The 25,291-nt window shown below is 42.1% G+C and carries 20 protein-coding genes; 12 read left to right on the top strand and 8 right to left on the bottom strand.

Annotated features, from left to right (window positions below):
• Positions 1–131: 131 nt before the first annotated feature.
• The 4 genes from CLV59_RS14785 to CLV59_RS14800 all read left to right on the top strand — a co-directional run bounded on the left by CLV59_RS14785 (position 132) and on the right by CLV59_RS14800 (position 3,831).
• A complete protein-coding gene (locus CLV59_RS14785; RefSeq protein WP_111592811.1) occupies positions 132–368 on the top strand; it encodes an acyl carrier protein in 237 nt (78 codons plus the stop codon).
• A gap of 255 nt (positions 369–623) precedes the next feature.
• Positions 624–1,214, top strand: a complete 591-nt coding sequence (locus CLV59_RS14790) for a Crp/Fnr family transcriptional regulator (protein ID WP_111592928.1) — start codon at positions 624–626, stop codon at positions 1,212–1,214.
• Between the two features lie 60 nt (positions 1,215–1,274).
• On the top strand, positions 1,275–2,198 hold the full coding sequence (locus CLV59_RS14795) for a haloalkane dehalogenase (RefSeq protein WP_111592812.1): 924 nt from the start codon (positions 1,275–1,277) through the stop codon (positions 2,196–2,198).
• Positions 2,199–2,541: 343 nt separating this feature from the next.
• On the top strand, positions 2,542–3,831 hold the full coding sequence (locus tag CLV59_RS14800) for a peptidase associated/transthyretin-like domain-containing protein (protein WP_111592813.1): 1,290 nt from the start codon (positions 2,542–2,544) through the stop codon (positions 3,829–3,831).
• A gap of 107 nt (positions 3,832–3,938) precedes the next feature.
• On the opposite strand, the gene CLV59_RS14805 is transcribed toward CLV59_RS14800, so the two are convergent.
• The 4 genes from CLV59_RS14805 to CLV59_RS14820 form a co-directional block, all read right to left on the bottom strand.
• Complete coding sequence (locus CLV59_RS14805) at positions 3,939–5,414, bottom strand: hypothetical protein (protein WP_111592814.1); 1,476 nt, start codon at positions 5,412–5,414, stop codon at positions 3,939–3,941.
• Positions 5,415–5,522: 108 nt separating this feature from the next.
• The gene (locus tag CLV59_RS14810) at positions 5,523–7,610 is read right to left on the bottom strand and encodes a hypothetical protein (RefSeq protein ID WP_211323868.1); all 2,088 of its coding nucleotides are present in this window, start codon (positions 7,608–7,610) and stop codon (positions 5,523–5,525) included.
• 389 nt (positions 7,611–7,999) lie between these two features.
• Positions 8,000–8,947, bottom strand: a complete 948-nt coding sequence (locus CLV59_RS14815; protein ID WP_111592815.1) for a lipase family protein — start codon at positions 8,945–8,947, stop codon at positions 8,000–8,002.
• Between the two features lie 313 nt (positions 8,948–9,260).
• On the bottom strand, positions 9,261–10,184 hold the full coding sequence (locus CLV59_RS14820; RefSeq protein ID WP_111592816.1) for an alpha/beta fold hydrolase: 924 nt from the start codon (positions 10,182–10,184) through the stop codon (positions 9,261–9,263).
• A 372-nt stretch (positions 10,185–10,556) separates the two neighbouring features.
• Here CLV59_RS14820 and CLV59_RS14825 point away from each other — a divergent pair, with 372 nt between their 5' ends.
• Positions 10,557–11,255, top strand: coding sequence for a DUF1826 domain-containing protein (locus CLV59_RS14825; RefSeq protein ID WP_111592817.1), 699 nt, complete (start codon positions 10,557–10,559; stop codon positions 11,253–11,255).
• A gap of 45 nt (positions 11,256–11,300) precedes the next feature.
• Here CLV59_RS14825 and CLV59_RS14830 read toward each other — a convergent pair whose 3' ends face one another.
• Positions 11,301–12,743 (bottom strand): SDR family oxidoreductase, encoded by a 1,443-nt coding sequence (locus CLV59_RS14830; RefSeq protein ID WP_111592818.1) that lies wholly within the window; start codon positions 12,741–12,743, stop codon positions 11,301–11,303.
• 71 nt (positions 12,744–12,814) lie between these two features.
• The gene (locus CLV59_RS14835; RefSeq protein ID WP_111592819.1) at positions 12,815–13,285 is read right to left on the bottom strand and encodes a TspO/MBR family protein; all 471 of its coding nucleotides are present in this window, start codon (positions 13,283–13,285) and stop codon (positions 12,815–12,817) included.
• A 297-nt stretch (positions 13,286–13,582) separates the two neighbouring features.
• On the opposite strand from CLV59_RS14835, the gene CLV59_RS14840 reads away from it, so the two are divergent.
• From CLV59_RS14840 to CLV59_RS14850, 3 genes are read left to right on the top strand one after another with little or no spacing between them, the layout of a single operon-like run.
• On the top strand, positions 13,583–14,257 hold the full coding sequence (locus CLV59_RS14840; RefSeq protein ID WP_111592929.1) for a response regulator transcription factor: 675 nt from the start codon (positions 13,583–13,585) through the stop codon (positions 14,255–14,257).
• On the top strand, positions 14,254–15,537 hold the full coding sequence (locus CLV59_RS14845; RefSeq protein ID WP_170137766.1) for a sensor histidine kinase: 1,284 nt from the start codon (positions 14,254–14,256) through the stop codon (positions 15,535–15,537). The genes CLV59_RS14840 and CLV59_RS14845 overlap by 4 nt, the downstream gene beginning before the upstream one ends.
• A 55-nt stretch (positions 15,538–15,592) precedes the next feature.
• The gene (locus tag CLV59_RS14850) at positions 15,593–17,992 is read left to right on the top strand and encodes a TonB-dependent receptor domain-containing protein (protein ID WP_111592821.1); all 2,400 of its coding nucleotides are present in this window, start codon (positions 15,593–15,595) and stop codon (positions 17,990–17,992) included.
• Positions 17,993–18,127: 135 nt separating this feature from the next.
• Here the strand turns inward: CLV59_RS14850 and CLV59_RS14855 are convergent, their stop codons facing one another.
• Positions 18,128–19,402 (bottom strand): retropepsin-like aspartic protease, encoded by a 1,275-nt coding sequence (locus CLV59_RS14855; RefSeq protein WP_111592822.1) that lies wholly within the window; start codon positions 19,400–19,402, stop codon positions 18,128–18,130.
• A gap of 410 nt (positions 19,403–19,812) precedes the next feature.
• Between CLV59_RS14855 and CLV59_RS14860 the strand changes: the two genes are divergently transcribed.
• Positions 19,813–20,907: a M23 family metallopeptidase gene (locus tag CLV59_RS14860; RefSeq protein WP_170137767.1), complete on the top strand. Its 1,095-nt coding sequence runs from the start codon at positions 19,813–19,815 to the stop codon at positions 20,905–20,907.
• Between the two features lie 17 nt (positions 20,908–20,924).
• On the opposite strand, the gene CLV59_RS14865 is transcribed toward CLV59_RS14860, so the two are convergent.
• Positions 20,925–21,821 carry a helix-turn-helix domain-containing protein gene (locus CLV59_RS14865; RefSeq protein ID WP_111592824.1) on the bottom strand — a complete coding sequence of 299 codons (897 nt, stop codon included), beginning with the start codon at positions 21,819–21,821 and terminating at the stop codon, positions 20,925–20,927.
• Positions 21,822–22,109: 288 nt separating this feature from the next.
• On the opposite strand from CLV59_RS14865, the gene CLV59_RS14870 reads away from it, so the two are divergent.
• From CLV59_RS14870 to CLV59_RS14880, 3 genes are read left to right on the top strand one after another with little or no spacing between them, the layout of a single operon-like run.
• Entirely contained in the window at positions 22,110–22,961 is an 852-nt protein-coding gene (locus tag CLV59_RS14870) for an aldo/keto reductase (RefSeq protein ID WP_111592825.1), read from the top strand.
• Between the two features lie 54 nt (positions 22,962–23,015).
• Complete coding sequence (locus CLV59_RS14875) at positions 23,016–23,969, top strand: aldo/keto reductase (RefSeq protein ID WP_245950873.1); 954 nt, start codon at positions 23,016–23,018, stop codon at positions 23,967–23,969.
• 13 nt (positions 23,970–23,982) lie between these two features.
• Entirely contained in the window at positions 23,983–25,065 is a 1,083-nt protein-coding gene (locus CLV59_RS14880) for an alpha/beta hydrolase (protein ID WP_111592827.1), read from the top strand.
• Positions 25,066–25,291: the final 226 nt, after the last annotated feature.

Consider the following 25,291-nt stretch of genomic DNA (forward strand, 5'->3'; position numbering starts at 1 on the left):
ATATTCTTGTGCCAGAAAATGACAATTTATTATTTGTTAGGAATCCAAATATTGTTTGAACTATTTGATGGGAACTGTGTTTTTCAGTCAGTTCGCTAAATGCAATTGTTTACCTTAAAAAAACACTTCCAATGAAACAACCTATTGAATCCGCTGTAATGAATGCAATCAGCACCTCTGCTGGTATTCCAGAGAATGCTATTTCTTCCAATCAGTCGCTCGATGACCTGGGACTGAATTCCATACTGGCGGTACAGTTACTCACTAATTTGCAGGACCGGCTTGGTATTTCAGTAGACCAGAACAGTATGTCTACCAGTAACACCGTTGGAGAAATCGTAGATTATTTCCAAAGCAAAGCTAAGTAAGTGGCAATAGTCACGAAAGCTATTCATCTCCCTTTATCATTTATTACATTGTAAAGGGAAATGATTCAAATCTTAACCTACCCCAAAGGCATTATACCCTAATGTATAATGCTTTTTTATTGTTAGGGAGACAAGGTTCAATCCTGCAGCCGCTTTCACCTGAAGCTACGCTTGTATCAACCGTTTCGGGATACGTAAATGTTTTTCAGAAAAATCATTTGGCAAACTGTACATTTAGTAAAAGAATCGCTGCCAATGCATGAAGACGCTATTGTGAAAAATTTACGCCGGCATATTGATCCAACAAAAGAAGAAACGGCTGCCTTTTTATCGTTGGCAATGGCTAGAACGGTTAAACGAAAAGAACTTCTGTTACAGGAAGGAGATGTGGCAAGACAACAGTTTTTCGTTATGGAAGGCTGTCTTCGGACATATACTATTGACGCTACCGGAAAGGAACATGTGTTGATGTTTGCCCCGGAAGACTGGTGGTGCAGTGGTGATTTGTACAGCTTTTTATCGGGGCAGAAGAGTGTCAATAACCTGGAGGCATTGGAAGCGACTACCCTGTTACAAATCAGCAAGGATAACCTGGATATCTTATATGAACAGGCGCCGATATTCGAACGGTTTTTCAGAATTTTATTTCAGAATGCTTTTGTCTTTCACCAAACCAGAATTAGCGCGAATCTCTCTCAGCCTGCTGAGGGGAGATACGAGTTGTTTTCAAATGCTTACCCTGGTCTGGAAACCCGTATTCCTCAGAAATATATTGCTTCCTATATCGGTGTTACACCGGAATTTTTCAGCCAGATGAAAGCAAATAAAATGCGTAAAAAAACTTAATGTACCTTATTTTCTGGCCTGCTGTATGGTTGTTGTTTTGTGGTATAAATCTTTTACATCATGGAACACATCGCAAACGTACTACCAGTTATCGGCGAGAAACCCTTTGCAGAAAAGAAATACATTGAAATAAAAGGCCACCGCATGGCTTACATCGATGAAGGCCAGGGCGATCCTATTGTCTTTCAGCACGGAAATCCCACCTCGTCTTATCTGTGGCGGAATATCATGCCTTATTGCAACGGCCTCGGCCGACTCATCGCCTGCGATCTAATCGGTATGGGCGACTCCGGAAAACTCCCTGGCTCCAACCCCGAAAGATACTCCTACGAGGAACAACGCCATTTCCTCTTTGCGCTTTGGGAGGAATTAAAACTAGATAAGAATGTTATTTTAGTCCTGCATGATTGGGGCTCTGTATTAGGTTTTGATTGGGCCAGTCAACACCGTTCCCGCGTGCAAGGTATTGTGCATATGGAAGCGTTGGCCATGCCTTTTAAATGGGATGAGTTTGAACCTAAAATGCGTGATTTATTCAAGGCATTACGTTCTCCTGCCGGCGAAGAACTGGTACTACAAAACAATGTTTTTGTTGATAAGGTACTGCCAGCAGGCATTTTCCGGCAACTCAGCGATGCAGAAATGGCGGAATATCGCAGGCCCTTTCTGCAGGAAGGAGAGGATCGCCGACCTACCTTGTCCTTCCCGCGTCAAATTACTTTAGATGGTACGCCTAAAGATGTGACGGAGGTGGTAACCGCTTTTGGCGATTGGCTGCAGCAGAGCGCTGTACCGAAGCTGTGGATTCATGGTGATCCCGGCGCCGTGGAAAATGACAGCGTGAGAGCATTTTGCCGTACCTGGCCTAATCAATCAGAAATTACCGTAAGAGGAAAACACTTTTTACAGGAAGATAGTCCACATGAAATTGGAGCAGCCATCGCTGCATTTGTCAAAGAATTGCGCCAGGTCAGCAATCATTAGCGTGAAAATATTAATAGTCATCCATCCTGATAATATCAAAATTGGAAGCCTTGCAGCACAATGCTGCAGGGCTTTTTGAAAGTTTTCTTTTTTTATAATTATCTAGTGTAACAGTGACGCACCTACGGATTAATAAAGATTTACCGCATAAATATTCCCTTTTCTTCTTTAAAATACAGTAAAAATGTATTTTTGCCACCGTTTGCAAAAAGGCTATTCAATTGCTTTTTACGAATACATTTTAGGAAACCTACCATATCTTAACGCCTTCGAAAAACCATGTGATAGTAAAAGGATGTAGATAGGTGAACATTATCATTTAGTAAGAAAATATAAGTACTGCATGCAAATTTCATGGAAAGTAATATCGTTATTGATATTACCGTTAGCCAGCTTCGCTCAGAAAACAGTTGTACCCGGAAGCCCAGACATTAACCCAGCTCGTTTGAAAACCGGAAAGTCATTGTACACGATCTACTATGTAAAAGATCTCACTTGGACAAAGAAGGGTACCTATACGAACGATTTATCTATTACAGGTAATGAGTTGAAACTGGTAGTCGACTACATTGATGATAAGGATAAATGGTACAGAAAGAGAACATCTGTAGCGGATACAAAAACATTTAATCCTGTCAGCTATAAATCAGAAAGCCTGAAAAGTGTGTTGGACCTGAATTTCAGTAATCCGGTAACTGCTAAAACCCGTTATCTGAATGGCGATAAGGAGCAGCAGGTCACTATTAAGCCTAAAGGGAAATTCGTGGATTTTAATATGGCAGAACTGCTGTTTACCACCTTGCCACTGGATGTAGGATACAAGGCGCTGGTACCAGAGTTTTATTATGATAAAAGTCCGGATAGCGTACTCTCTAACTACATTATTAAAGATGTAAAAAGCTATATACATCGTTCTCCCAAAACCGGCAGTCACGAATCCTGGCTGGTGAGCGTACTGGAAGAGGAATCTAACGCTGTTTACAACTACGTAATAGATAAAAAAGATTACCGGATCTGGCAAAGAGAAATGCCTGTAGGCGGCGGCACCACTGAAATATGCGTTAATGAAGAATTAGACTACAGACCTATAGAGGCTAACTTCGACAAAGCAGAAAACCTGAGAAAACTGGAGAAAGGAAATAGCGTAATTGTGGGAACTGCATTTGCAAGAGATCACAACAGTCGGCAACTGGTGAATATCAACAGGGCCCAATTTGCGCCCAGAGGTACGGTGGTGGCGATCATACCCAATTCCGCATACCTGGAAGAATGGAAAGAAGTAAACCGTAAAATCAGGAAACGCAAAAAACTGCCGGAGGTGCCCATCGATCCTAACGTTAGTGCATGTGTTAAAACCACTACCGTGTATGACGACAAAGGTCATTTTGAATTCACCAACCTGATGCCTGGTGAGTATATTTTATTTGCCAGCTTTGGCTATACGCATAGATATTCTTACTCCTATTATGCGGGAACCTCTAATTTGGTGCACCCTAGTGGAGCCGTATTATCTTCCACACCCATTTACCAGTCTGCAAATGCCTCCTCTGGCGCAACCGCTGAGATAGAATTATATGTAACCATCAAAAAAGATGGAGATAAAGTAGATGTGAATCTGAAAGACGTACGTTAACGGAGAGAATGAGTATATAAAATTATAATTATAGACACGGAATAAAGAAGCCTTACAGCTATTCTCAGCTGTAAGGCTTTACTTTTATAGAAAATTCCCTGTAAGTATCATCGTTTTTTCTTATACATAGACACAGGGTACTGCGCTGCAGAAATGGCAAAACTAAAATCGCCGAAAATATTATTGTTGACAGAGTCCCCGGGATAAGCCGCAATAGTGCTGTATTTATGACAACTATAGCAGGTATGGGTATCCTGTACGTAGCTCTCCATAGTCGTATTAGCGACGATATGGGCGCCACTCAGCATCGCGGAGACATTGAGCGGAAACGGCGCAGGAATGGGCGTGCTTTTATCGGGCTGTAAAGTTTGGGACCAGATCACATCTACGAGTTCATAATACTGAAATACAGATTGAGGATAGAACTGCCTGATATTATTTTGCATGCTGGTATTGATAGGTACCGCATCCGTCTTGTCAATCGCATTCAGCCTGGTAATTTGTATAGGTACTGGCGCTGCCTGCGACAGGTTATAAGGAGGGGATGTATTGGGCGTACAGCCTACTGTTACGGAGCCGCCCGTATTCAGGTTCACCTGCTGGCTGAAACAATTCGGGTTGTAAAAATTGTATCCGTAAGGGGGAGTGGTATTACTATTGACGTCCGGCACATTATCAATCTGTTCAAAGGTGGCCCATACCCAGGTAGGTTGATTCTGCGTTTTGTGGAGAATATGTAAACCCACTAATGCCACATTGGTTTCTCTTAGCTTGCCAGTAGCGCTATCATAAACAGTTGCCCGGGAAAGCTTATAGCGCGCCCATTTAGGGGAATCGAGACTGTCCACTTCCATCCAGGCAGCTTTGACTTCTATTGCTCCCACCGGACCATTGTACTGACCTTGCGGGAAATTTAGCGGAACGCCATTTTTTACCGAATCATGTTGGGTGATGGCATTATAATATCCGTTCCTGATGACAAAATCATAATAATCCTTATTCAACTTAATCTCATACCAGACATTGGTATTATTCTGAGCGCCCAGCCAGTTAGGTTTGCCAAAAGGTGCTGCCTGACCGGGATCCAGGCCAAATGTTGAATCCACCGCAAACTTAGTAGTGAAGGTTAAGAGCTTGGTTTTAGTGGGGCTCATCAATAAATTCTGGGTTCTGAACCTGGCGGCAAATTGTGGCGACACAAGGGTTCCCCAGGCAGATGGGTGAGCGCCGTTCGGTTGAAAAAGTACATCCAGTGGCATGTACTTCTCCCAGCTTACCGGGGCGAAATCTTTTGGAGCGCCAAAATATCCGGATGAATCCACCGGCCAGTTCATCGTAATGAATTCCTGCCAGGCAAAGCAATCAGCCTGGGATTGGTTATTGAATGCAGGTAAGTCCCCAGGTACTTTGTTATTGAATTGGATCACGACATTATATAGCGGGGAAGTAGAATAACAGTTGCAGGTGTTTGCCGTGAGGCCCGACTTCCGGACCCCGTTGTCCGGCTTGAATGCTGTTATGACGAATTGGTTGATAAATAAAACCGTACAGGTAATAATGAATATAATAACGGATCTGTTCATCTTTTTGCAGGATTTAAATGAAATGGTACTAATAATTTGAGCGGCACATATGAACCTATGTGCCGCTCTCCTATATCAATCAGCTGACAAGTTGATGTGTGGCATTTTTCAGCTTACATCAATGGTCACGGTAACAAATCCAATATTATCAGTCAATCCTGCGCCATATTGGGCATTCAGGTCATCATTGATACATAATTGTAATTCGCCACTGAGGTTGGCCGGTACTTCGGCTCCCTTACCAATCATGAACACTGTACTGCCTACTCTTCCAACGAGTGCGCCTATGTTTTGTCCTGCCATCGGATAGCCCGGAGGAGCCTGGAAGAACACAGGATTACCGCCGGCATCATATAATTGACCGCCATTATCCTGTGGATTGGCTGTCCATAAACCGGATGCATATTTAATGGAAGCCTTTTGGGTAGGAGTGAGCACAATGCCTGTATTTTGCCATGCAATAGTGGATTGTATAATTACTGGCGATACGGTAAACAGTGCAAGCATTGGGGCTGAACGTTGCTGACCAACATTCGTTACATATACTGCCTGTTGTCCATGTCTTCCATTAGGGCCCACTGTAACGGTGACGTATAACGCTTTATAGGTGCTAGGTTGACTATTACCAGGAACGGCATAGAAAACGTTTTCCTTAACAGCTGTTACTTCCGCAGTAATATTGGGGTCGCCGAAGGTGACTTTAGGAAAGGTGTCCGGTTTGTTGGCTTCTGCTGTACAGGTGTCCACAACTACTACCATTTCCACAGTGGTGCCAACATTTACGACAGATGGCACATAGGTACTGTTACTTAACAAAGGAATTGGATGGTTTACCGGATTAGGGACACTGATATTGTATAAAGTGTCGAAATAATCCTGGTAAAACATTTGAACTGGCTGCGCATATGTTTCGTCTGGAACGGTATCGCCTACTGGTTCATAGCCTTGTGGGGTAGTACCTGCATAAGCGCTGGCTACGATCTGCATTTTGAAGGTATAAGTTACCTGAGATCCCCAGTTGATAGGTGCACCGGAAATAGTGATATCGCTTACAGTATAATTTTTATCAGCAGGCACTTCAAATACTGCATGCAGGATAAAATTACCTGGTAATGCTACACCATTCTGATCAGTGAGCGTTTTGCTACCGCGGGTAATGGTCCAGAAAGTGGATGCATCGGTGCCATCAGGCGTTTTGTAATTGGAGAAATCAGGCATCTGAATGTATAAACCCGGAGGATCTGCAAGCGTTAGTACTAATCCCTGTGTAACGAAATTATTCACTGTGCCGCCAATATTAGGGTCGCTGTTACGGAACCGTTGACCAAACTGACCTACACAGATTAAATCGTTGTATTGTGCAGATGGCCACATGGTATTGGTGGTAGCGGGTGGTGGTGGAGGATTGAACCGTTGAACGGTAGAGGTAGTGGCGAGTCCAATCTCTGTTTGTATCGTGTTAGGAGTACTGGTGAGATGTATGGCGCCGCCTTGTGTAGAACTGGATACTGGTCCGCTGTTCCATTTGTTCAACGGGTTGTATACCGGCTGATTGGTGATAGGATTTACGATACCTGGTACGGATAAATCCTGTAGGGTAATCTGTGGCTTATTCAATATGGACTGATACAATGCCAGCACCTGATTAGGATCTACTTCCCATAAAGTATTCCAGTATTCAGGATTTTCGCAGGTAAAATCAATGCGTGTAATTTTTCCCGCCTCATTACGGGTAACTGCCCATTCGCAGTACTCGTCTTGCCAGCCTCTTGGGCCATAAGGGAAATAGGCAACGTTTTGCCCTGCTGGCACATCACAAGGGTCATTAGAGATCTGTCCGGGCATTACTCCCGTATCGGCCATTTGGTACAACTGATCTGGTGAGGCGCTAGGGAAGTTGTATTCCAGTCTCCCAGGAAAAGCCATCCACAGAATGTTGGCTGCATTGCTGGGTGGGTTGTTGTAAATGGGGTTATAATAATTGGTAGTAGGGGGCGTATTGGTGGTGTTCCAATTGTTATTCAACATGCCCTGCTGTGTAAATCCGTCCAGGTTATTATTCCACAGGCTATTCATCATCTTTTGTTTGTCGGGGTTTCCTGCGAAATCCTGGATATTCGCCGGGGTACGATACTGAAAGCCCGTGGTCGTAGCAGACACCATTTTGTCTGCGATGATTTTTTCTACACTTTGCATTTCGATTTTGTTTTAAATGGTTATTTAAAATTGTGTGGAGACGAAATATGTATGTTAGGATATCTGATTATTTGAGGTTGAATCATGGAGGGGTTTTCATTTTGTGGTACAAAGGTATTGAGCCAGGCGATTCAATAAACCGTGAAAATACCTTTTTTGCTGACAAATAATTTTAGTATATTAAGAACTATACCATGCCGGAATGCTCTCCTCTGATTTGGGTAAGGGTTGAAATTTTGTTTAGGGAGACAAGGTTACTCCGGTATCAGTATGAACATGTTAGCTTTGAGTGAAAGAAGAACTACGACACAAATAGTATGACCATAAAGAAAGCCTTATAGTTTAAAACTATAAGGCTTTCTTCTGAATGTTATGCCTTACTTATGTCATTAGCTTTTGGCTCTGCAAGTGCCGCCTCCAGCGTTTATGATATTTGGGTTATCATTACCATTGAGTACCTCCAATAGATATTGATAAACTGGCAGCTGATGGGCGCATCCGAAAGCGGTGCTGACATTCTTGTTAGTGCTGGAATCCACCTGGAATCCTTTGGCTACCTGTGTATAAATGTTTTTACCGTTTTCAATCCATTGTGGAAGGGTAGGAACGAGATCAGGCTTGTTATATACCCGGTTGCTTTTGGAAATGTTTTGGTTGAAAGTATCGGTAAAGGTGCTGTCGCCTGTCATCGGCGATGCGTAAGTATATACGCAAAGGTTTAGATCTTTACCCTGTCCGACAGTAACCGCAGCCGCATAATAAGTAATGATGGCGGCTCCCAGGCTATGGCCTGTAAGTACTGTTCGTACATTGGCAGCATCTTTCATCAGCGCAGCCGGATTTGCCGCAACAGTTGTAAACAATACTGGCTTAATTTGATTATTGGCGCCGGCCAGTGATACCACTTTTCCTGCTTTATACAGATTGTAAAATCCGGATGGAACAGATGGGTTACTGTCAAATTCCTTAAATGCAGTAGGCACGAAATAATTGTCTGCAATGGTTTCGAAAGAAGTTTCAGTACCACGAATGGCTATCACATATTCCTTGGTGCTGTTATGCTGTGCGATATAACCAAAGTAAACAAGTGACTGCTGTTCCAGCATCTGTATATTGTATAATACAGTGTAGTCTGTTAAGAAGTTCGGATCTATCAACAGCTGGAAACTACTGTCATTGCAGATAGCGGTATATGCCTTTAAAGAAGGATTTGTTTGGGTGGCTGTATCGCTATTCTTTACTGCTTGTTTGTAAAGGATGTCTGCCAGGTTTACGTGTTTGGCGTACTTAACAGCTTCAGTTAAGGAAATGGCTAAGGGTTTTACATGAGTGTCCATAGAATGATGATTTGAGGGTGAACAATTGTTTGGTTGTTGAGGTGTAATAGTTAGGAATGCAAACGTAGTGTATTTTCATAATCCGGAGAAATTATTTTTCCATCAGATGTATAGCAGGCACTGCGTGTATGGCGTTGTGAATCCTAAGGAGGTGAGGGGAACTGTATTCATCAGGGGAATGGTGGTACTTCAATTCAAGGTAATTAAAAAGCCTTGCAGTAATGGGATGCAAGGCTTTATTTGAATAATGAAAAAGATTTGCTATGACTTCGACTGTTGGTCGATATACTTACGGGATAATGGCAAATCGCTATCAGTTCAGAAAAAAATCCATTAATCCTTCCAATACAGGTGCGGTTTGTTCTTGTACCAGCCAGTGACCGGCGCCCATAATTTTGATCTCCTTTACATCTGATGCTACTAGTCGGAGATGGTCTGCCAGAAAAGGAGCAGATTGATATTCGCCGCCCATGGCTAATACAGGCATTGTTAGTTTGTGCTGGCTAAACTGGAGATTGTCTTTAGCGTCTTGAGGAAACGCAGCAAACCAGCTGAAACTGCCGGTAGTGGCGCCTGGTACAGCATATGCTCTTATGAATTCGTTCGTTTCTTCAGGGGTGAATGCATTTTGTACATGTCCAACAACTGGCCAGAAGTTAGTTAAGAAAATCTTTTCTTTCCCGGCTACCACCTGCCCTGATGCGGGCCATCCAAAGAAACCGAACCACCATAGTTTATCTTTGGCCTCGGACCAAACAGGCTCAATACCTGGCAGCAAAGCATCGAGAAAAGCCACTTTCTTCACTTCATTTCCATATTGGGCTGCATAGGCATACGCTACCATTAATCCGATATCATGACCTGCCAGGTTGATACTGTTATACCCAAGCTTTTCTACCAGTGTATGAATGTCTGTTGCCATAGTTTTCTTATCATATCCAGACGTAGGTTTACCGGATTCTCCTACTCCTCGCAGGTCCGGGGCAATGACGGTAAAATGTTTTGACAGCGCTGGCAGTATCCTGTTCCACATATACCAGTTTTGGCCGAACCCATGAACCAATACCAACGCGGGACCTTGTCCGCCGATAACGTAATGGATTTTAACGCCATTTACATCCATAAACTGATTTTTGAAATTGGCCGGCGGTAATGCTGGTTTTGTAACGGACTTTTGCGCATTTACCGCCATACCAAACATGGCAATGGAAAGTATCATTAATAGCAGAGATCGCATTAAATGCTTTTGACCGAAATTCATCTTACAATTTATTTTAGGGTTAATGAATGATTGGGTACCACCTATATGCAACGGAGCATCTATGAAACCCGGGATGGAATGATGGATCGTGTCTCCCGATAGCTATTTACTTATATCCATCCAATCCTTACATACTGAAATTAGCAATAGATGCTCATGCTACACTGATAACCGATAGGGTAGATATTACAAACATTTCGGAAACATAGACAGTTTGAAATTAGGAGAAAAAGACGGAAAGAGGGTTGCAGCTTGGCAATTCCAGAAGATCTTCCAATATTTGCATCCTAATACAGCGAGGTAGGACTATTCCAAAGCTTTGCTGTATAAGGATTTTATATTACTGTTATGATAGATTCATCTCATGCGGAGAAACATATTCTCCGTGTCAATAGTTTCGAGGAACTGGTTTCAACTCCTTTTCATGGCGATATTAATGCCATTTGTTGGACACGTGAACTAAGTGGTGATTTTTCTGAGATTGTTAAGAAGATACATTCAACTGGAAATATGACAGAAATTGAGGAAGAAGAGCTGCGTGCGCTTCAGTTGACAGAACAAGGTCAACTGGCGCGGGAAACTATTTTAAATGATTTGAAATTACTGGAGGCGCATGGGGCATCGCCAGTACTCAATGTGATTACACACTATGAACGGGATGATGATTTCCCATTTTTTCCAACGGATGTATACTCCTTTCATGTGGATCGCTCTCCTGTGCCCACTGATACCTTTTTATGTACCTACTATGGCGATTCCAGTGAAATACTGCCCAATGCCCAGGGCAAAAAGAAAGTATTGATTCCGGAAATACGTGATGAACTCAGAAAGCTCTATTATGGACCAGAGGAAGGTTTTGAAACCTTCTTAAGTGAACATTCTTTTGATTTGCATTATCAGGCAGAATGGGATGCTCAGCCCATAAGCCTGGGGATTGGCCACCTGTGGAGATTAGCAGTGGATCATCCTGAAAGTAAGGTGCCTCCTTGTCTTCATCGCGCACCGGAGGAAAAATCCGGCAAGAGCAGATTGTTGCTGATTTGTTGATGGTATTAATATCAAATGATATGCGGTTCTTTTCTGCTAATGCTGCTACTTGCGATCTTCATCGCTCAATAATGCGTTGATCATACCATTAAAAATGAAGTGATGAAATGGCAGCATGCTATACCAGTATAACCTTCCCCAAATGCCTTTAGGCCGGAAGGTCGCCGTTTGCACCAATTCGGAATGTTCCGCCTTTTGATGGACCTGGAACTCAAGCCAGGCTTCTCCTGGCAACTTCATTTCGGCAAAGAGCAACAGCCGTTTATTTTGTTGATCTGCTATTAGTACCCGCCAGAAATCAAGGGCATCGCCGCTTGAAATGCTGGTGGTATGGGTGCGTCCTCGCCTTAGTCCAACTCCGCCGAAGGCTTTATCCATAAGTCCACGCATTCTCCAGAGCGTATTACCGTAATACCAACCTGTATTGCCTCCAATGCTCCATATTCGTTGTAGCACTTCCTCCTCGTTATCTTTAATCACCCGCGATTTGATATCCTTGTAGCAGCCAAATACCGGTACTTCAATATTGCTGATAATTTGCGGATCTGTATTGGATGCGCTGAATGCATCTTTCCAGCTACTGATTACTTCCTGTTGTTCAATTTTTTGAAAGGCGAGGGCTACTGCCTCCTTATAGGTAATTAAAGTAATGCCCAGTTGCTGAGCAAGATTATTTGGACGGCATATTACATCTACTTTCATACTGTCTACCAGGTTCACCGCCAACTCGTACGAAGTGGAGGTCACAAAATAAAGCCAATAGCTGGACAAGCGAGGTGTCATCACCGGAACTGTAATAATATAGCGCTTCAAGCCGCGCACTTCCGCAAACTGAAGCAGCATCTGCTTGTAAGTAAGCACATCCGGGCCTCCAATGTCATAATCCTGGTTATAAGCTTCCTTTAGCAGCATCACGCCTGTAAGAAATGTGATCACATTACGAATGCCTATGGGTTGACATTTTGTGTTGACCCATTTAGGGGTAATCATTATCGGAAGCTTCTCTACCAGGTCGCGAATAATCTCAAAGGAAGAACTACCAGACCCCACTACAATCCCTGCCCGTAGGACTGTCACTGGTATTGTTCCGGCGCGTAATACATTTTCTACTGCTAGTCGGGAAGATAAATGCCTGGAAAGATGCTCGGCATTTACAATTCCGCTTAGATAGATAATTTGTTGACAGGCCGTAGCCGCTGCCTGACGGAGAAAATTGGTAACAGCACGATGTTCTGAAGCTTCGAAAGACGGTCCTTCCCTCATGGAATGGATCAGGAAAAAGGCCACGTCAATGTCTTTCGGGAATAGTTCACTGGGAATATTCTCGGAAAAGTCAATTTCAATCACTTGTATTTCGCCCTGTAAGTGCTCCGTACTAAACCGTTTTTTGCTTCGGACACAACAGGTAATACGATGCCCTTGCTCTATCAGCACACTGGTTAGTCGCTGACCTATATATCCATTTGCACCGGTGATCAGAATATGCATGTTTGTTCTGGTTAAAAGATTTAGATATGCACTTTTAATTCTAATAATACTGACCTTATACGCGCTGTCTCTTAATTTAAGTACCAGATCGAAAAATTGAGTACGCTTGCAAAACTAACCCAAGCCAGATATGGCCATTGCAAATTGGCCGCCTTGTTGGATAACCGGTAGAACTGGCGTATCATGAGAATGATAAATAACCACAACAGTATTATGTCCAGTAGGGCAATCCCAATGGAATGGAATCGAAAGAACAGGATACTCCACCAGAAATTAAAAAAGAGTTGTATGCCAAACAGCACAAGTGCCAGTCTTCTTTTAGGAGATGGAGGTTCCCGGAGTACCAGATAAAGGGAGATACCCATCAAGACATACAATATTGTCCAAACAGGCGCAAATACTGCATTAGGAGGGGTGAAAATAGGCTTTCGAAGTACCGGATACCAAAATTGTACATTTTGAATGGTCACATAGGCGGCAATAGCCCCTGTCGCCATAGGCAATGCAATACAGCATGCAGCAATTAACCAGTTATTCCTCATACTTAATCTCTTTATAAACTAGCTTTTCTTTGCTATAATTAACACCCCCGCAGGAAAAGCGTTTAAAAGGGACCACGATTCCTTTTCCTCCATAAAATAATAGAGGATGAGCCGATTGCCAGAGGATGTTAGGGGCTTCACTTAAAATGCATTTTGATTCTCATATATAATGAAAAATAATATTAATGCTGCTCGTTGGCTACCGGTTTGTACCAGCGTTTAAATATATCGTCTGCAATATCCAACAGTGCCTTCCAAATTCAGAAAAAATTCAAAATTGGGGCCTACTTTTGCCAGATGAAGGTATTGATAATCGAGGATGAACTACAGTTGGCGCAAAGCGTTATCGGGTATTTATCCGGAGAGAATTATATATGTGAACATGCCTCCACCTATCAGCAGGCCCTGGAGAAACTATGCGTATATGAATATCAGTGCATATTACTAGACCTCATGTTGCCAGATGGCAACGGGCTTCAACTGCTGGAAGAAATTAAAAAAAGACAGCAACAGGAAGGCGTCATTATCATCTCCGCCAAGGATTCCTACGATGATAAAATAAAAGGGCTGCAAATTGGTGCAGACGATTATTTAGCCAAACCCTTTCACCTGCCGGAACTCGCCGCCAGAGTGTATTCTGTGATCAGACGACGTTCCTTTCAAAACAACAACGTTGTTCAGCAGGAGGAGCTTCAAATAGACCTACTCGCCAAAACAGTACATATTCACGATAAACCAGTACTACTTACACGGAAAGAATTTGATCTGCTTATCTATTTTCTGAGTAATAAAAACAGGGTTATCTCCAAAAATGCACTGGCAGAGCACCTTTCAGGCGATATTGCGGATATGCTCGATAATCATAGCTTTGTATACGCACATATCAAAAATCTTAAACGAAAGCTCCATGAAGCGGGTTGTGGGAATTACCTTAAAACCGTTTATGCCACAGGATATAAATGGGAAGTATGAGTAAACTACTGAACAAATCGCTGAAAATATTTATCCTCTATGCCGGTATTGTACTGGCAGGAAGTATTCCGGCCTATTACTTCATCGTAGACCTGATCTGGGAGCATGAGCTGAAGGAACATAACCTGATTGTTAGTGAAACGATTAAACAAAACTTACAGTCGTTATCCCTTTCTGATGAGGAATTAGCAGCCAGTATTACGCTGTGGAATAAACTGCGCCCTGAAACGCAGTTGCAGCCTGTAGCTGCACTATTGCCAGATTCTACATACAATATATACAGAAAGAATAAATACATTCCCGCCAAGGGGAAAGACCGATTTCAAGGACTGATTACCTATTTTTCCATTAATGGCAAACCATTCCGCCTTACGCTGGAAACCAATATGGAGGAGAGCCATGAAACCATTATGGCCATTGCGGTCGTAACAATCATGTTCTTTCTTATCCTATTGGGGGGCTTCATTCTCATCAACCGGCGCATTGCGGAAAGGCTATGGCGGCCTTTTTATAATAGTTTAGGAAAGATTCAATCGTTTAACCTGCACAAACCTGAGGAGATTTCCTTTGATCATAGCGATATAGAAGAATTCAGGTTGCTGAATCATCATCTCCATAAACTTATTACTGGCAATATTGCCAGCTATCAGCAACAAAAGGAATTTACGCAGCATGCCTCCCATGAATTGCAAACGCCTTTGTCTGTCATTAAATTCAAGCTGGATCTCTTGCATCAAAGCGAACCGCTGACGGAAGAGCAGTCAGACATCATTGATCAGGCACATCAGGCATTAGCCAAGGTGACAAGGGTGAACAAAAATCTCTTGTTATTAGCTAAAATTGAGAATAGCCAGTTCCCGGAGAAAGAACAAATAGACCTGTCATCGCTGATAGAACGTTATGTCCCGTTTCTACAGGATTTCCTCGACGATAAGCAACTACAGGTGCAGCTTAACATTACGAGACCAGTACAACTCTCTGTTAACAAAACGCTGCTGGAAATAGTACTCACCAATCTATTTATGAATGCGATCCGCTACAGTGAAACCGGGAGCGTTATACAGCTATCGCTGGATGAGCATCATCTCATGATGGCGAATACAGGTACGGAAGCACTGGACACACAACGACTGTTCCGACGATTTGGCTTATCCGCCCCACATTCTTCCGGCACCGGACTAGGGCTGGCAATCATCCATGAAGTATGTCAGCTATACGGCTGGAAGGAAAGCTATCGTTTTGAAAATGGATTTCACATTTTCAGTATTCACTGGTCCTGATTCCAAATTTCTTCTAAATCGTCGTTCAATTTTGCATTATCATAAAACTGAACGGATGAAACGATTTATTAGCGGATTGGTATTAGTCTTGGTAACTATGTGTAGTCAGGCACAGCATGCGGTGACGGTATCGGGACTTGCAAAAGACAGCAGCAACCAGGCGGCATTAGCATTTGTTAATGTGACAATTCATAAAGCGCCGGATAGTGCTTTTATAACAGGTACGATCACCAGCGATGAAGGTCGCTTTAGTTTAGCAGGTATTGCTCCAGGTACCTATCTTCTTAAATTTTCCTATCTCGGATATCAAACCAAATGGCAGCCATTACTGGTAGGGCAGTTGAGCAATTACCTGTCTGTAGGTAACGTATCGCTGCAACACTCACCTGTAAGCATAAACGAAATAACTGTTACTGGGAAAGCGGATGAGATAAGTGAGAAAATGGATAAGAAAACCTTTTCTCCGGCTGCCAACATCAGCCAGGCAGGAGGTTCTGCGCTGGATGCAATGAAGAATCTGCCAGGCGTTACTGCAGGACAGGATGGTAAAGTATTACTACGGGGTAGTGATAAGGTGATGATACTGATAGATGGTAAGCAAACCGCGCTTACCGGTATGGGTGGACAATCGGGCCTCGACAATATCCCTGCTTCTGCCATTGCTAAAATTGAGATTATCAATAACCCCTCAGCGAAATATGATGCTAACGGAAACGCAGGTATTATCAACATCATTTACAAAAAGGAGAAAAAAGAAGGCTTCAATGGCAAAGTGGGTCTCACCACTGGTTTGGGCGCTCTATGGGAAAAGAAAGGAAACCTGCCGGATATCCGTCCGCAGTATACTGCTACCCCTAAGATAAACCCTTCATTGTCACTCAACTATCGGAAGAATAAAGTTAACTTCTTCTTTCAGGGAGATAACCTGTATACTAAAACCCTCAATAAAAATGAGTTCACCGAAAAATGGTATGAACATGGGGAGCCTATCATTCAACAGGTGAAGCGTAACAGAACCACTAATATTATTACTGGAAAAACGGGGATAGACTGGCAACCAGATGATAAGAACCTGTTTACTATCTCTGGTTTGTTCAGTAGTGAAAAGATCCTGGATAGGGGAGATGAACCATTTTTTAATGCCGATCTCTCTGAAAGACAACGCCTGTGGCAATTCCTGGAAGATGAGCTGAAAACTACTGCTACCTTCTCCGCAGGTTGGCAACATCAATTTAAACAACCCGGCCGTGTGCTACAGATGAATCTGAACTATACCTTTCATCGGGAAGATGAAAAGTATTTTTTCACCAACATCATGCCTACTTATACCGGATTGGATTCGTTTAAATTATTATCAGACGAACACGTTGCTGATTTGACGGCAGATTACATACATCCTTTGCGCTTTGGCCGCTTTGAAGGAGGCATTAAGTTCCGACGCCGATATATTCCTACCAATATGCAGTTCAAGCCTGGTCTGCATTCACCATTAGATACTACTGCTGGTGGCTGGGCAAACTATGGCGAAATCATTCCGGCCGCATATGGTATGTTTGTGTTTGAGAACAAAGACTTTGAGGTAGAAGCCGGAATGCGGGTAGAATATGTTAAGCTGAATTATGAAGTAAATCCTCAGCACAATACCTATCGCAGCAACGGGTACAATTATATACAGCCATTTCCCAATATCAGACTGGCTTATCATCTGAACGAACATAACAAGTTATCCTTGTTCTATAACCGACGGGTAGACCGCCCTAATGAAGTCGACATCCGTATTTTCCCAAAGTATGATGATGCAGAAATTATTAAAGTGGGTAACCCTGAACTGCGTCCACAGTTCACTAATACCTTCGAGTTAGGCTACAAAACCAATTGGCTCAATGGCTATTTATACCCAGCCCTTTATCATAAACGAATGGACGCAACCATTACCCGAATAGGTACCATTGTAGGTAATAGTAACCTGATCTATAATGTATTCCAGAACGCGGGAAAAAGTTACCAGTCTGGCCTGGAAGTAACCTTGTCTCAAAAAATAAATAAATGGGCAAGCCTGCAACTAAACATGAATGGCTATAAAAACATCATTGAGGCATTTAGCGTAATTAATAAATATCCGGAACCGACGCTCTACACGGATCCCCGTGAGGAAATGTTTTCCGGTAATGTAAAACTCAATGGTATGTTTCAATTGCCATCTAAAATAGAACTGCAGCTCACAGCTATTTATCTGGCCCCTGATATTGTTCCGCAGGGCAAGATTTATTCACGGTTCTCCATAGATATGGGTGCAAAAAAGACGGTTGGGAGAAATGAATTCTTTGTCAATGCTACGGATATCGCCAATACTTTGCGTATTAAACGCGATGTAACTGGAAATGGTTTCAACTATTCCAGTACGGATTACCTCGAAACGCAGGTGTTCAGGATGGGATATAATTATAAGTTCTAGACTGCCAGTGAATTGCTAGGCTTATTCATCATATCCGTTGCGACGCGGTATTTGTCTCCCGTGTGGCTTGACCCTGGAAGCAGCGCATAATTATGCGCTGCTTCCAGGGAAATAAGTAGTGTATTCGCCAACAGGTTAGGCGATTCTACGGGATCTTTTCCTGATTATCCAAACCACTGCAGCCATTATTATCAGCAACAAGATTACTGCAATAATCCAGGGCATTAAATTCGTACCCCTGTCTGGAGCTTGAAGCAAACTATTGGTTTTTAGATAAATATATCCGTTCCTGTTGTCCAGAAAAACATTGAACCTTTTCAGCAGGCTATTTCCCATTAGTCCCCTGGGATGACCATTTCCCTGCGAATTTTCCACTTTTGTTTTCACATTACTGAAAAGATGCCCTCCAACTTCAAACCCAGGTAACAGGATTCGTTTTCCCCATAAGCTAAATGCCTTTTCTACTTTGTTTTTCAACTGATACTTTTCATACAGGGCCGAGGGGATCCGCAGGTAACCCGAATAGCCGGTATCAAACATATACCAGTCCGTAAACAAGATCCCATTTACTTTAATACTGGCCTGTATAAACGGTATTACGCCTCCATCTAGAATGATATTATACCGGGAATACTCGCTCCCAATTTCAGGCATTGTATCATGTATCACCATAATTTTGCGGTCATAATTCAATTCTATTACCTTATCGAGAAACAATGTGTTGCCCAGCAGGCCATCTTCACCATGGTCCATATTATCGCCTACAACCAAAGTAATATTGTTTTCCCAGCGCATAGGTCCAACTGTTAATGTGTTTCTACTGCTGGTGGGTACTTCATTGCGGCCGTCCGAATTGATGAGGAAAGTTTTTCCGTCAAAGTTCAATTTGACTTTATCTATTGATCCCTTTTTAATAATATTTCCTCCTGCTCCCAAGTCAAACTGAAAATTTAACGGGGCGGAGCCATTTATACTGGCGGCAATAAAGATCTTATCGTTTCGTCCTATTGTTATCGGTATAGTATCGCTCTCTGAGCCTCCTGCTTTTCTGTCACTGGTGAAAGGTAGCAGATTGTTTTCCTTTGCCACAATGCGGGTATAACAGCTGTCTTTATTATTTAAGAGGATGATAAAATCGTAAACCCCGGTATACTGGGTCTCAAATGAAATGGAATCTACATCGGTCCGGAACATTACCCGGTGCGGTTTGTGCGGAATGAGTACATAATACAGATCAGGTCTTTTCTCAGGCAGAATGCGCCAGACTCCCTTGCGGAAATCGTCTCCATCTATCACATCCACTGCTCTGGAAGTCGCCTTTATTACCGGCAGTTTGTTTTGCGCCTGAACAGCTGTTAAAATCAGGGAAAAAGCTAAACAGACAATAGTACTAAAATTGGAAGTTCTCATAATGGAGTTTTTATAGGTTTTGGAATTTAGCCTTCCGTTATTAACCCCTGTAACTAAATGGAATGGTGATCCAAAAGTTAAGATTATCAGCAAAAAACAATCTGATTAAGGATGGGGGTGGGTTGAATTTAGTTGGCCTTGTCCAGCTACATTGATATCAAAATAGGAAAGAACTTTTAAAGATGCAACATAAAAAATAAACTAAGCGGCACTGGATGCATGCAATGTGACTGCTTTTAGCTATGTAAGGCTCACAATTTGGGGCAGTTTCTTATTTTGACGTTTTATTTGTAGTGGTGATAGGCCTTCAGATCTTTTTTGCTTAAATTTAAGTCAACCTATCATCTAAATACTCAAGAATGGCAATCCTCAGAAGATGGTTATCCTTCCTCATTATAGTAAACGTTAGTATGAAGCCGGGTTATAGTCAGGAATACCGGCAATCCATCGATATGCATATTCCTTATATGCCTGGTCCAGTACTTATAAACGGAAAACCTACTGTTTACTATGAGCTTTATTTGACTAATTTCTCCAATGATTCCCTAAGCCTGGAAAAGATGGAAGTGTTGGATGTGGTGGATTCTTCGGTCGTTGTTTCCTTTAATAAAGATGATTTGAGAAATAGGTTTAGTAAGCTGGGACTACAATTGAAGGACAAGGAAAATATAATTGCACCGGGTAATTCAAGGGTTGTCTATCTTGAATTGCAAAATGATAAGACGGATACGCAACTGATTCATCGTCTTAGTTTTGCATCGTCCCAGGGGAATAAGCAGCAAATATTTTCGGTTCAAGGCGCATTCATTCGCTTTTCGAGGAAGCCGCAAATAGTTCTTGGAGCACCTTTAAGTGGTGGGCCCTGGGTAGCAGTTTACGATCCTGCCTGGAGTCGTGGACATCGCAGGGTAATTTATACTGTTGGCGGGAAGGCCCGGATTCCAGGACGTTTTGCTATTGATTTTATCAAGCTTGATAATTTGGGGCGCTATGCAAACGGAGATAATGATGTGGTGAAAAACTGGTATGGGTATGGAGCAGAAGTACTTGCGGTAAGTGACGGAACTATTTCGGCAACCAGAGATGATTTCCAGGAAAGTAGCACTTTGTCAAATCATCCTGAATGCCCTGCTGAAAAGGCAACAGGAAACTACATTTCATTAGATCTCGGAAATAACTGCATCGCATTTTACGAACATCTGAAACCAGGAAGTATCAAGGTTGTAGCTGGACAACAGGTAAAGAAAGGAGATGTTATTGCTGCTGTTGGGTTCACTGGTCAGACTACCGGTCCGCATCTTCACTTCCATATTGCAGATCAGCATTCAGCCCTAGGAGCGGAGGGTATTCCTTTTGTCTTTGAACGTTTCACCGTTCTGGGGGCATATGTTGATTTTAGCAAATTTGGCAAAGATCCCTGGACACCAGTGAAAGCGGCTTCTCCATTCATCATTAATGCAGAACGCCCTGCATCAAATTCCGTAATAAAATTCGACGGGAGATAATTGCCTAATATGGGCTCCTAGTTCATTTGTCTATACTGATTAGGAGTAACACCTACACGGCTTTTGAAAAGGCGAATAAAGTGTTGCGGGTATTTAAAACCCAGCTCGAAAGCTATTTCATTTACCGTTTTTTCACTTTGAAAAATGGTGTGTTTAGCAATTGAAATAATCTTATTCTGAATGTATTCCTGGGCAGTAGTACCAGTTTCTTTTTTAATAAGATCCCCAAAATATTTCGACGACAAATGTAATTCATTAGCGAAGTAGGCAACCGTCGGTAGTCCCATGGAAGCAGGATTATCAGAAGAAAAATAATTGTTTAACAATGCTTCAAATTTTCCTAAGATGCCTTTATTTACTGCTTCTCGGGTGATGAATTGGCGGTCATAAAATCTATCGCAATAATTCAATAATAATTCAATACTGGCAGCTATTACTTTCTTGCTATGTTTATCTATTGGTTGTTGTAACTCAGTTGCTATTTTTGAGAAAAGATCCAATACCATTTCACGCTCTTTGGGAGATAAATGGAGCGCTTCATTTGTCTGATAACTAAAGTAATTGTGTTCAGCTATTTGTTTCCCAAGATGAGTGCCTAATAGCATATCAGGGTGGAATGCCAGGCCATGACCGGCAGGTTGATAATAATCGACCTTATTTTCAACATCAATGATTTGCCCAGGAGAAACAAATACTAAGGTACCCGCCTGGTAGTCATAATAGTGCCGACCATATTTCATATCGCCACATTTTACTTCTTTCAGAAAAATGCAATACAGATCAAAGTGCATTTTTGATCCTGTTCTTTCTTTTGCTTTTGAAAAATCAATTACACTCACCAGCGGATGCATTGTTTCGTGATTATTGAACGAATTATAATCGTCAATTGTCCGGAAAACATATTCCTCTCCCATATCCAACACTTTGTTTAATACATCCAAATTTACACATACTATTGGCCTAAACGATCTGATTCGGTAAAAATGGTAGTAAAACCCGAAATATATATACTGACTCGCCTTTAGTAATTTACATTTATAATATTAATAAATTGTAATTGATTTTTATTTAATAAAATGTGTGGTTTCCTTGTGCTTAAGGGAATATTGGTTACAAAATCGGTAATACGTATACTGATGGATCTTTTACGAAGTCGAACTTTGTTACGAAGGACTTTGTATATAATTCCAAAGGTAAAAAGTATGAAAACAGTCAAATTGAACAATGGAGTAGAAATGCCTATCCTGGGATTTGGAGTGTTCCAGATACCGGATCTTGCTGAATGTGAAAGAGCTGTACTGGATGCCTTAGATACAGGATACCGATTGATTGATACAGCAGCTTCTTATCTGAATGAAAGCGCAGTGGGCAATGCGATTAAGGAAAGTGGAATCAAAAGAGAAGAACTTTTTATTACGACCAAACTTTGGTTGCAGAATACAGGATATGAAAATACTAAAGCTGCTTTTCAAAGATCTTTGGATCGACTGCAATTAGATTACCTGGATCTATACCTTATACATCAACCATTTGGAGATATTTTTGGATCCTGGAAGGCTATGCAGGAGCTATATCATGCAGGGATGATAAAAGCGATAGGTGTGGCTAATTTTCATCCGGATAGAATAATGGATTTGATGATGAATAGCGGTTTTACTCCTGCTATAAACCAAATTGAGACACACCCATTTCACCAACAAATTGAAACGCAGAAGTTCCTTGAGGCAAACAACGTACAGATTGAGTCATGGGGGCCATTCGCAGAGGGAAAGAATAATATCTTTCACAATGAAGTATTGATGGGCATTGCCGAAAAATACAATAAGTCGGTGGCACAGGTGATCTTACATTGGCTGACGCAAAGAAATGTAATTGCAATTCCAAAATCTGTTCGTAAGGAGAGAATGGCAGAGAACTTCAACATATTTGATTTTGAGCTTACTCCGGAAGACTTGAAAGCAATTGAAGCGCTCAATACAAATCTGAGTCTGTTTTTTGACCATAGAGATCCTGAAATGGTAAAGTGGCTGAGTGGACGTAAACTGGATGTATAATCACTATTAAAATTATTATCAATGTTACCAAAAAGAACACTTGGAAAAAGTACATTGGAAGTATCTGCTATAGGTCTTGGCTGTATGGGCCTAAGTTTTGGGTATGGTCCTGCTACCAATGAGAAACAAGCTATTGAGCTGATCAGGTCTGCATATGAGGCAGGCGTAACCTTTTTTGATACGGCAGAATGTTATGGCCCCTTTACGAATGAAGAATTAGTGGGTAAGGCAGTATCTCCGTTCAGAGATAAAGTTGTTATTGCCACCAAGTTTGGATTTGAGGATGGCGATTCTAAAAAAGGATTGGATAGTAGTCCAACAAGAATAAGGATGGTGGCAGAGGCATCACTGAAAAGATTAAGGACTGATTATATTGATTTATTTTACCAACATAGGGTTGATCCGAATGTGCCAATAGAAGAGGTGGCGGGAACAATCCAGGATTTGATAAAGGAAGGAAAAGTTAGACACTGGGGATTATCCGAAGCTGGCGTAACTACAATCCGTGCAGCACATGCAGTTCAACCGCTAACTGCACTACAAAGCGAATATTCATTATTCTTTCGTGAACCAGCGAAAGAGATTATTCCCACATTGGAAGAATTGGGTATTGGTTTTGTTCCGTTCAGTCCGCTGGGAAAGGGCTTTCTGACTGGTGCTATCAACGAAACGACCAAATTCGATTCAACGGATTTCAGGAATATTGTACCTAGGTTTTCGGAAGAAAACAGAAAGGAAAATCAGGCTTTGGTAGATTTATTAAAAGCTGTTGCCAGCGAAAAAGGGGCCACTCCTGCCCAAATAGCCCTGGCCTGGTTGCTTGCACAGAAGAGCTGGATTGCGCCTATTCCAGGTACTACAAAATTGTCTCGTCTTCAGGAAAACATTGGCGCTGTCAATATCCAGCTTTCCACCGAAGATTTGCAGCATATTGACAATGCTGCTGCACAAATTCAAATTCATGGGGCTCGATATCCGGAGAATTTACAAAACAGGGTCGGGAAATAAAATCAATGAAACAATGCATAAAGCAATTAATTACCTATGCGCGTCTGCAATGTTGTTGTTTGCAGCGGGGGCGCTATATGCCCAAAGCAAGCAGCAACCATTGACAATTGCTAAGCAAGGCAGTTTTATGATCGGAGGATCGGTAATAACGGAACAAGGAAGTTTTGATTTAAACAACGCATTAAAGCCACAAGGTCAAACCTTCCATGGGGATCATGCTTACGTGTTTTACCAGATTCCCGTTAAGGCACATAAGTTACCGCTTGTTTTTCTGCATGGCGCCGGACAATCAAAAAAAACATGGGAGTCTACCCCTGATGGCAGAGATGGTTTTCAGCATATTTTTTTAAGAAAAGGCTTTAGCGTTTACCTCCTGGATCAACCGCGACGTGGAGATGCTGGCAGGAGTACGGCTAGTGTAGCTATTACGCCTACGCCAGATGAGCAGTTTTGGTTTACGCAGTTTAGGATTGGTAATTACCCTGATTACTTTCCTGATGTTCAATTCCCGCGGGATAGCGTTTCACTGGAACAGTTCTTTCGTCAAATGACACCCAATACAGGAGCCTTTGATGGTGCCATTGTTGCTGATGCCTGTTCTGAAATTTTCAATAAAATTGGAAATGGTATACTTGTAACGCATTCCCAGGGAGGAGGCCCAGGTTGGCTTACTGCTATCAGAAATGATAAAGTGAAAGCTGTGGTGGCCTATGAGCCTTACAGTGGTTTTGTTTTTCCGGAGAATGAACTTCCGCAGCCCATAAAATCAACCGGACTATTTGGAGAGCTTAAAGGCATAGGAATTCCTATGAATGATTTTTTAAAGCTGACAAAAATTCCAATTGTTGTTTACTATGGCGATAATATTGCAAAAGAACCCACTTTAACCTGGAATAAAGATCACTGGCGTTCCGGTCTTGAAATGGCCAGGATTTGGGCGGCGACAATTAATAAGCATGGTGGCAATGCGACTGTAGTACATCTCCCTGAAATTGGAATTTACGGGAATACTCATTTCTTGTTTTCTGATTTAAATAATATGGAAGTAGCTGATCTCCTGTCTAAGTGGCTAAAAGAAAAAGGTCTGGATAAGTAATATTGGTAATGAATTTGGCAATTTGTATACTAATTCCCATTTTGTTATCCCGACATTTGTATACATAAACTGTAGCACAGATAAGAAAGGTAATCGCCAACTGCTGCTGGTTTTGCACTATTCTTTCAATGCTAGCTTCCCGTTCACATACATAACAATCAGATAACTCGCATTCCGGAATGAAGAAAAGTGGAAGGTGCTTGTGGATTTAAAGAATTGCTAAGTG

Source organism: Chitinophaga dinghuensis (assembly GCF_003259435.1).
GTDB lineage: Bacteria > Bacteroidota > Bacteroidia > Chitinophagales > Chitinophagaceae > Chitinophaga > Chitinophaga dinghuensis.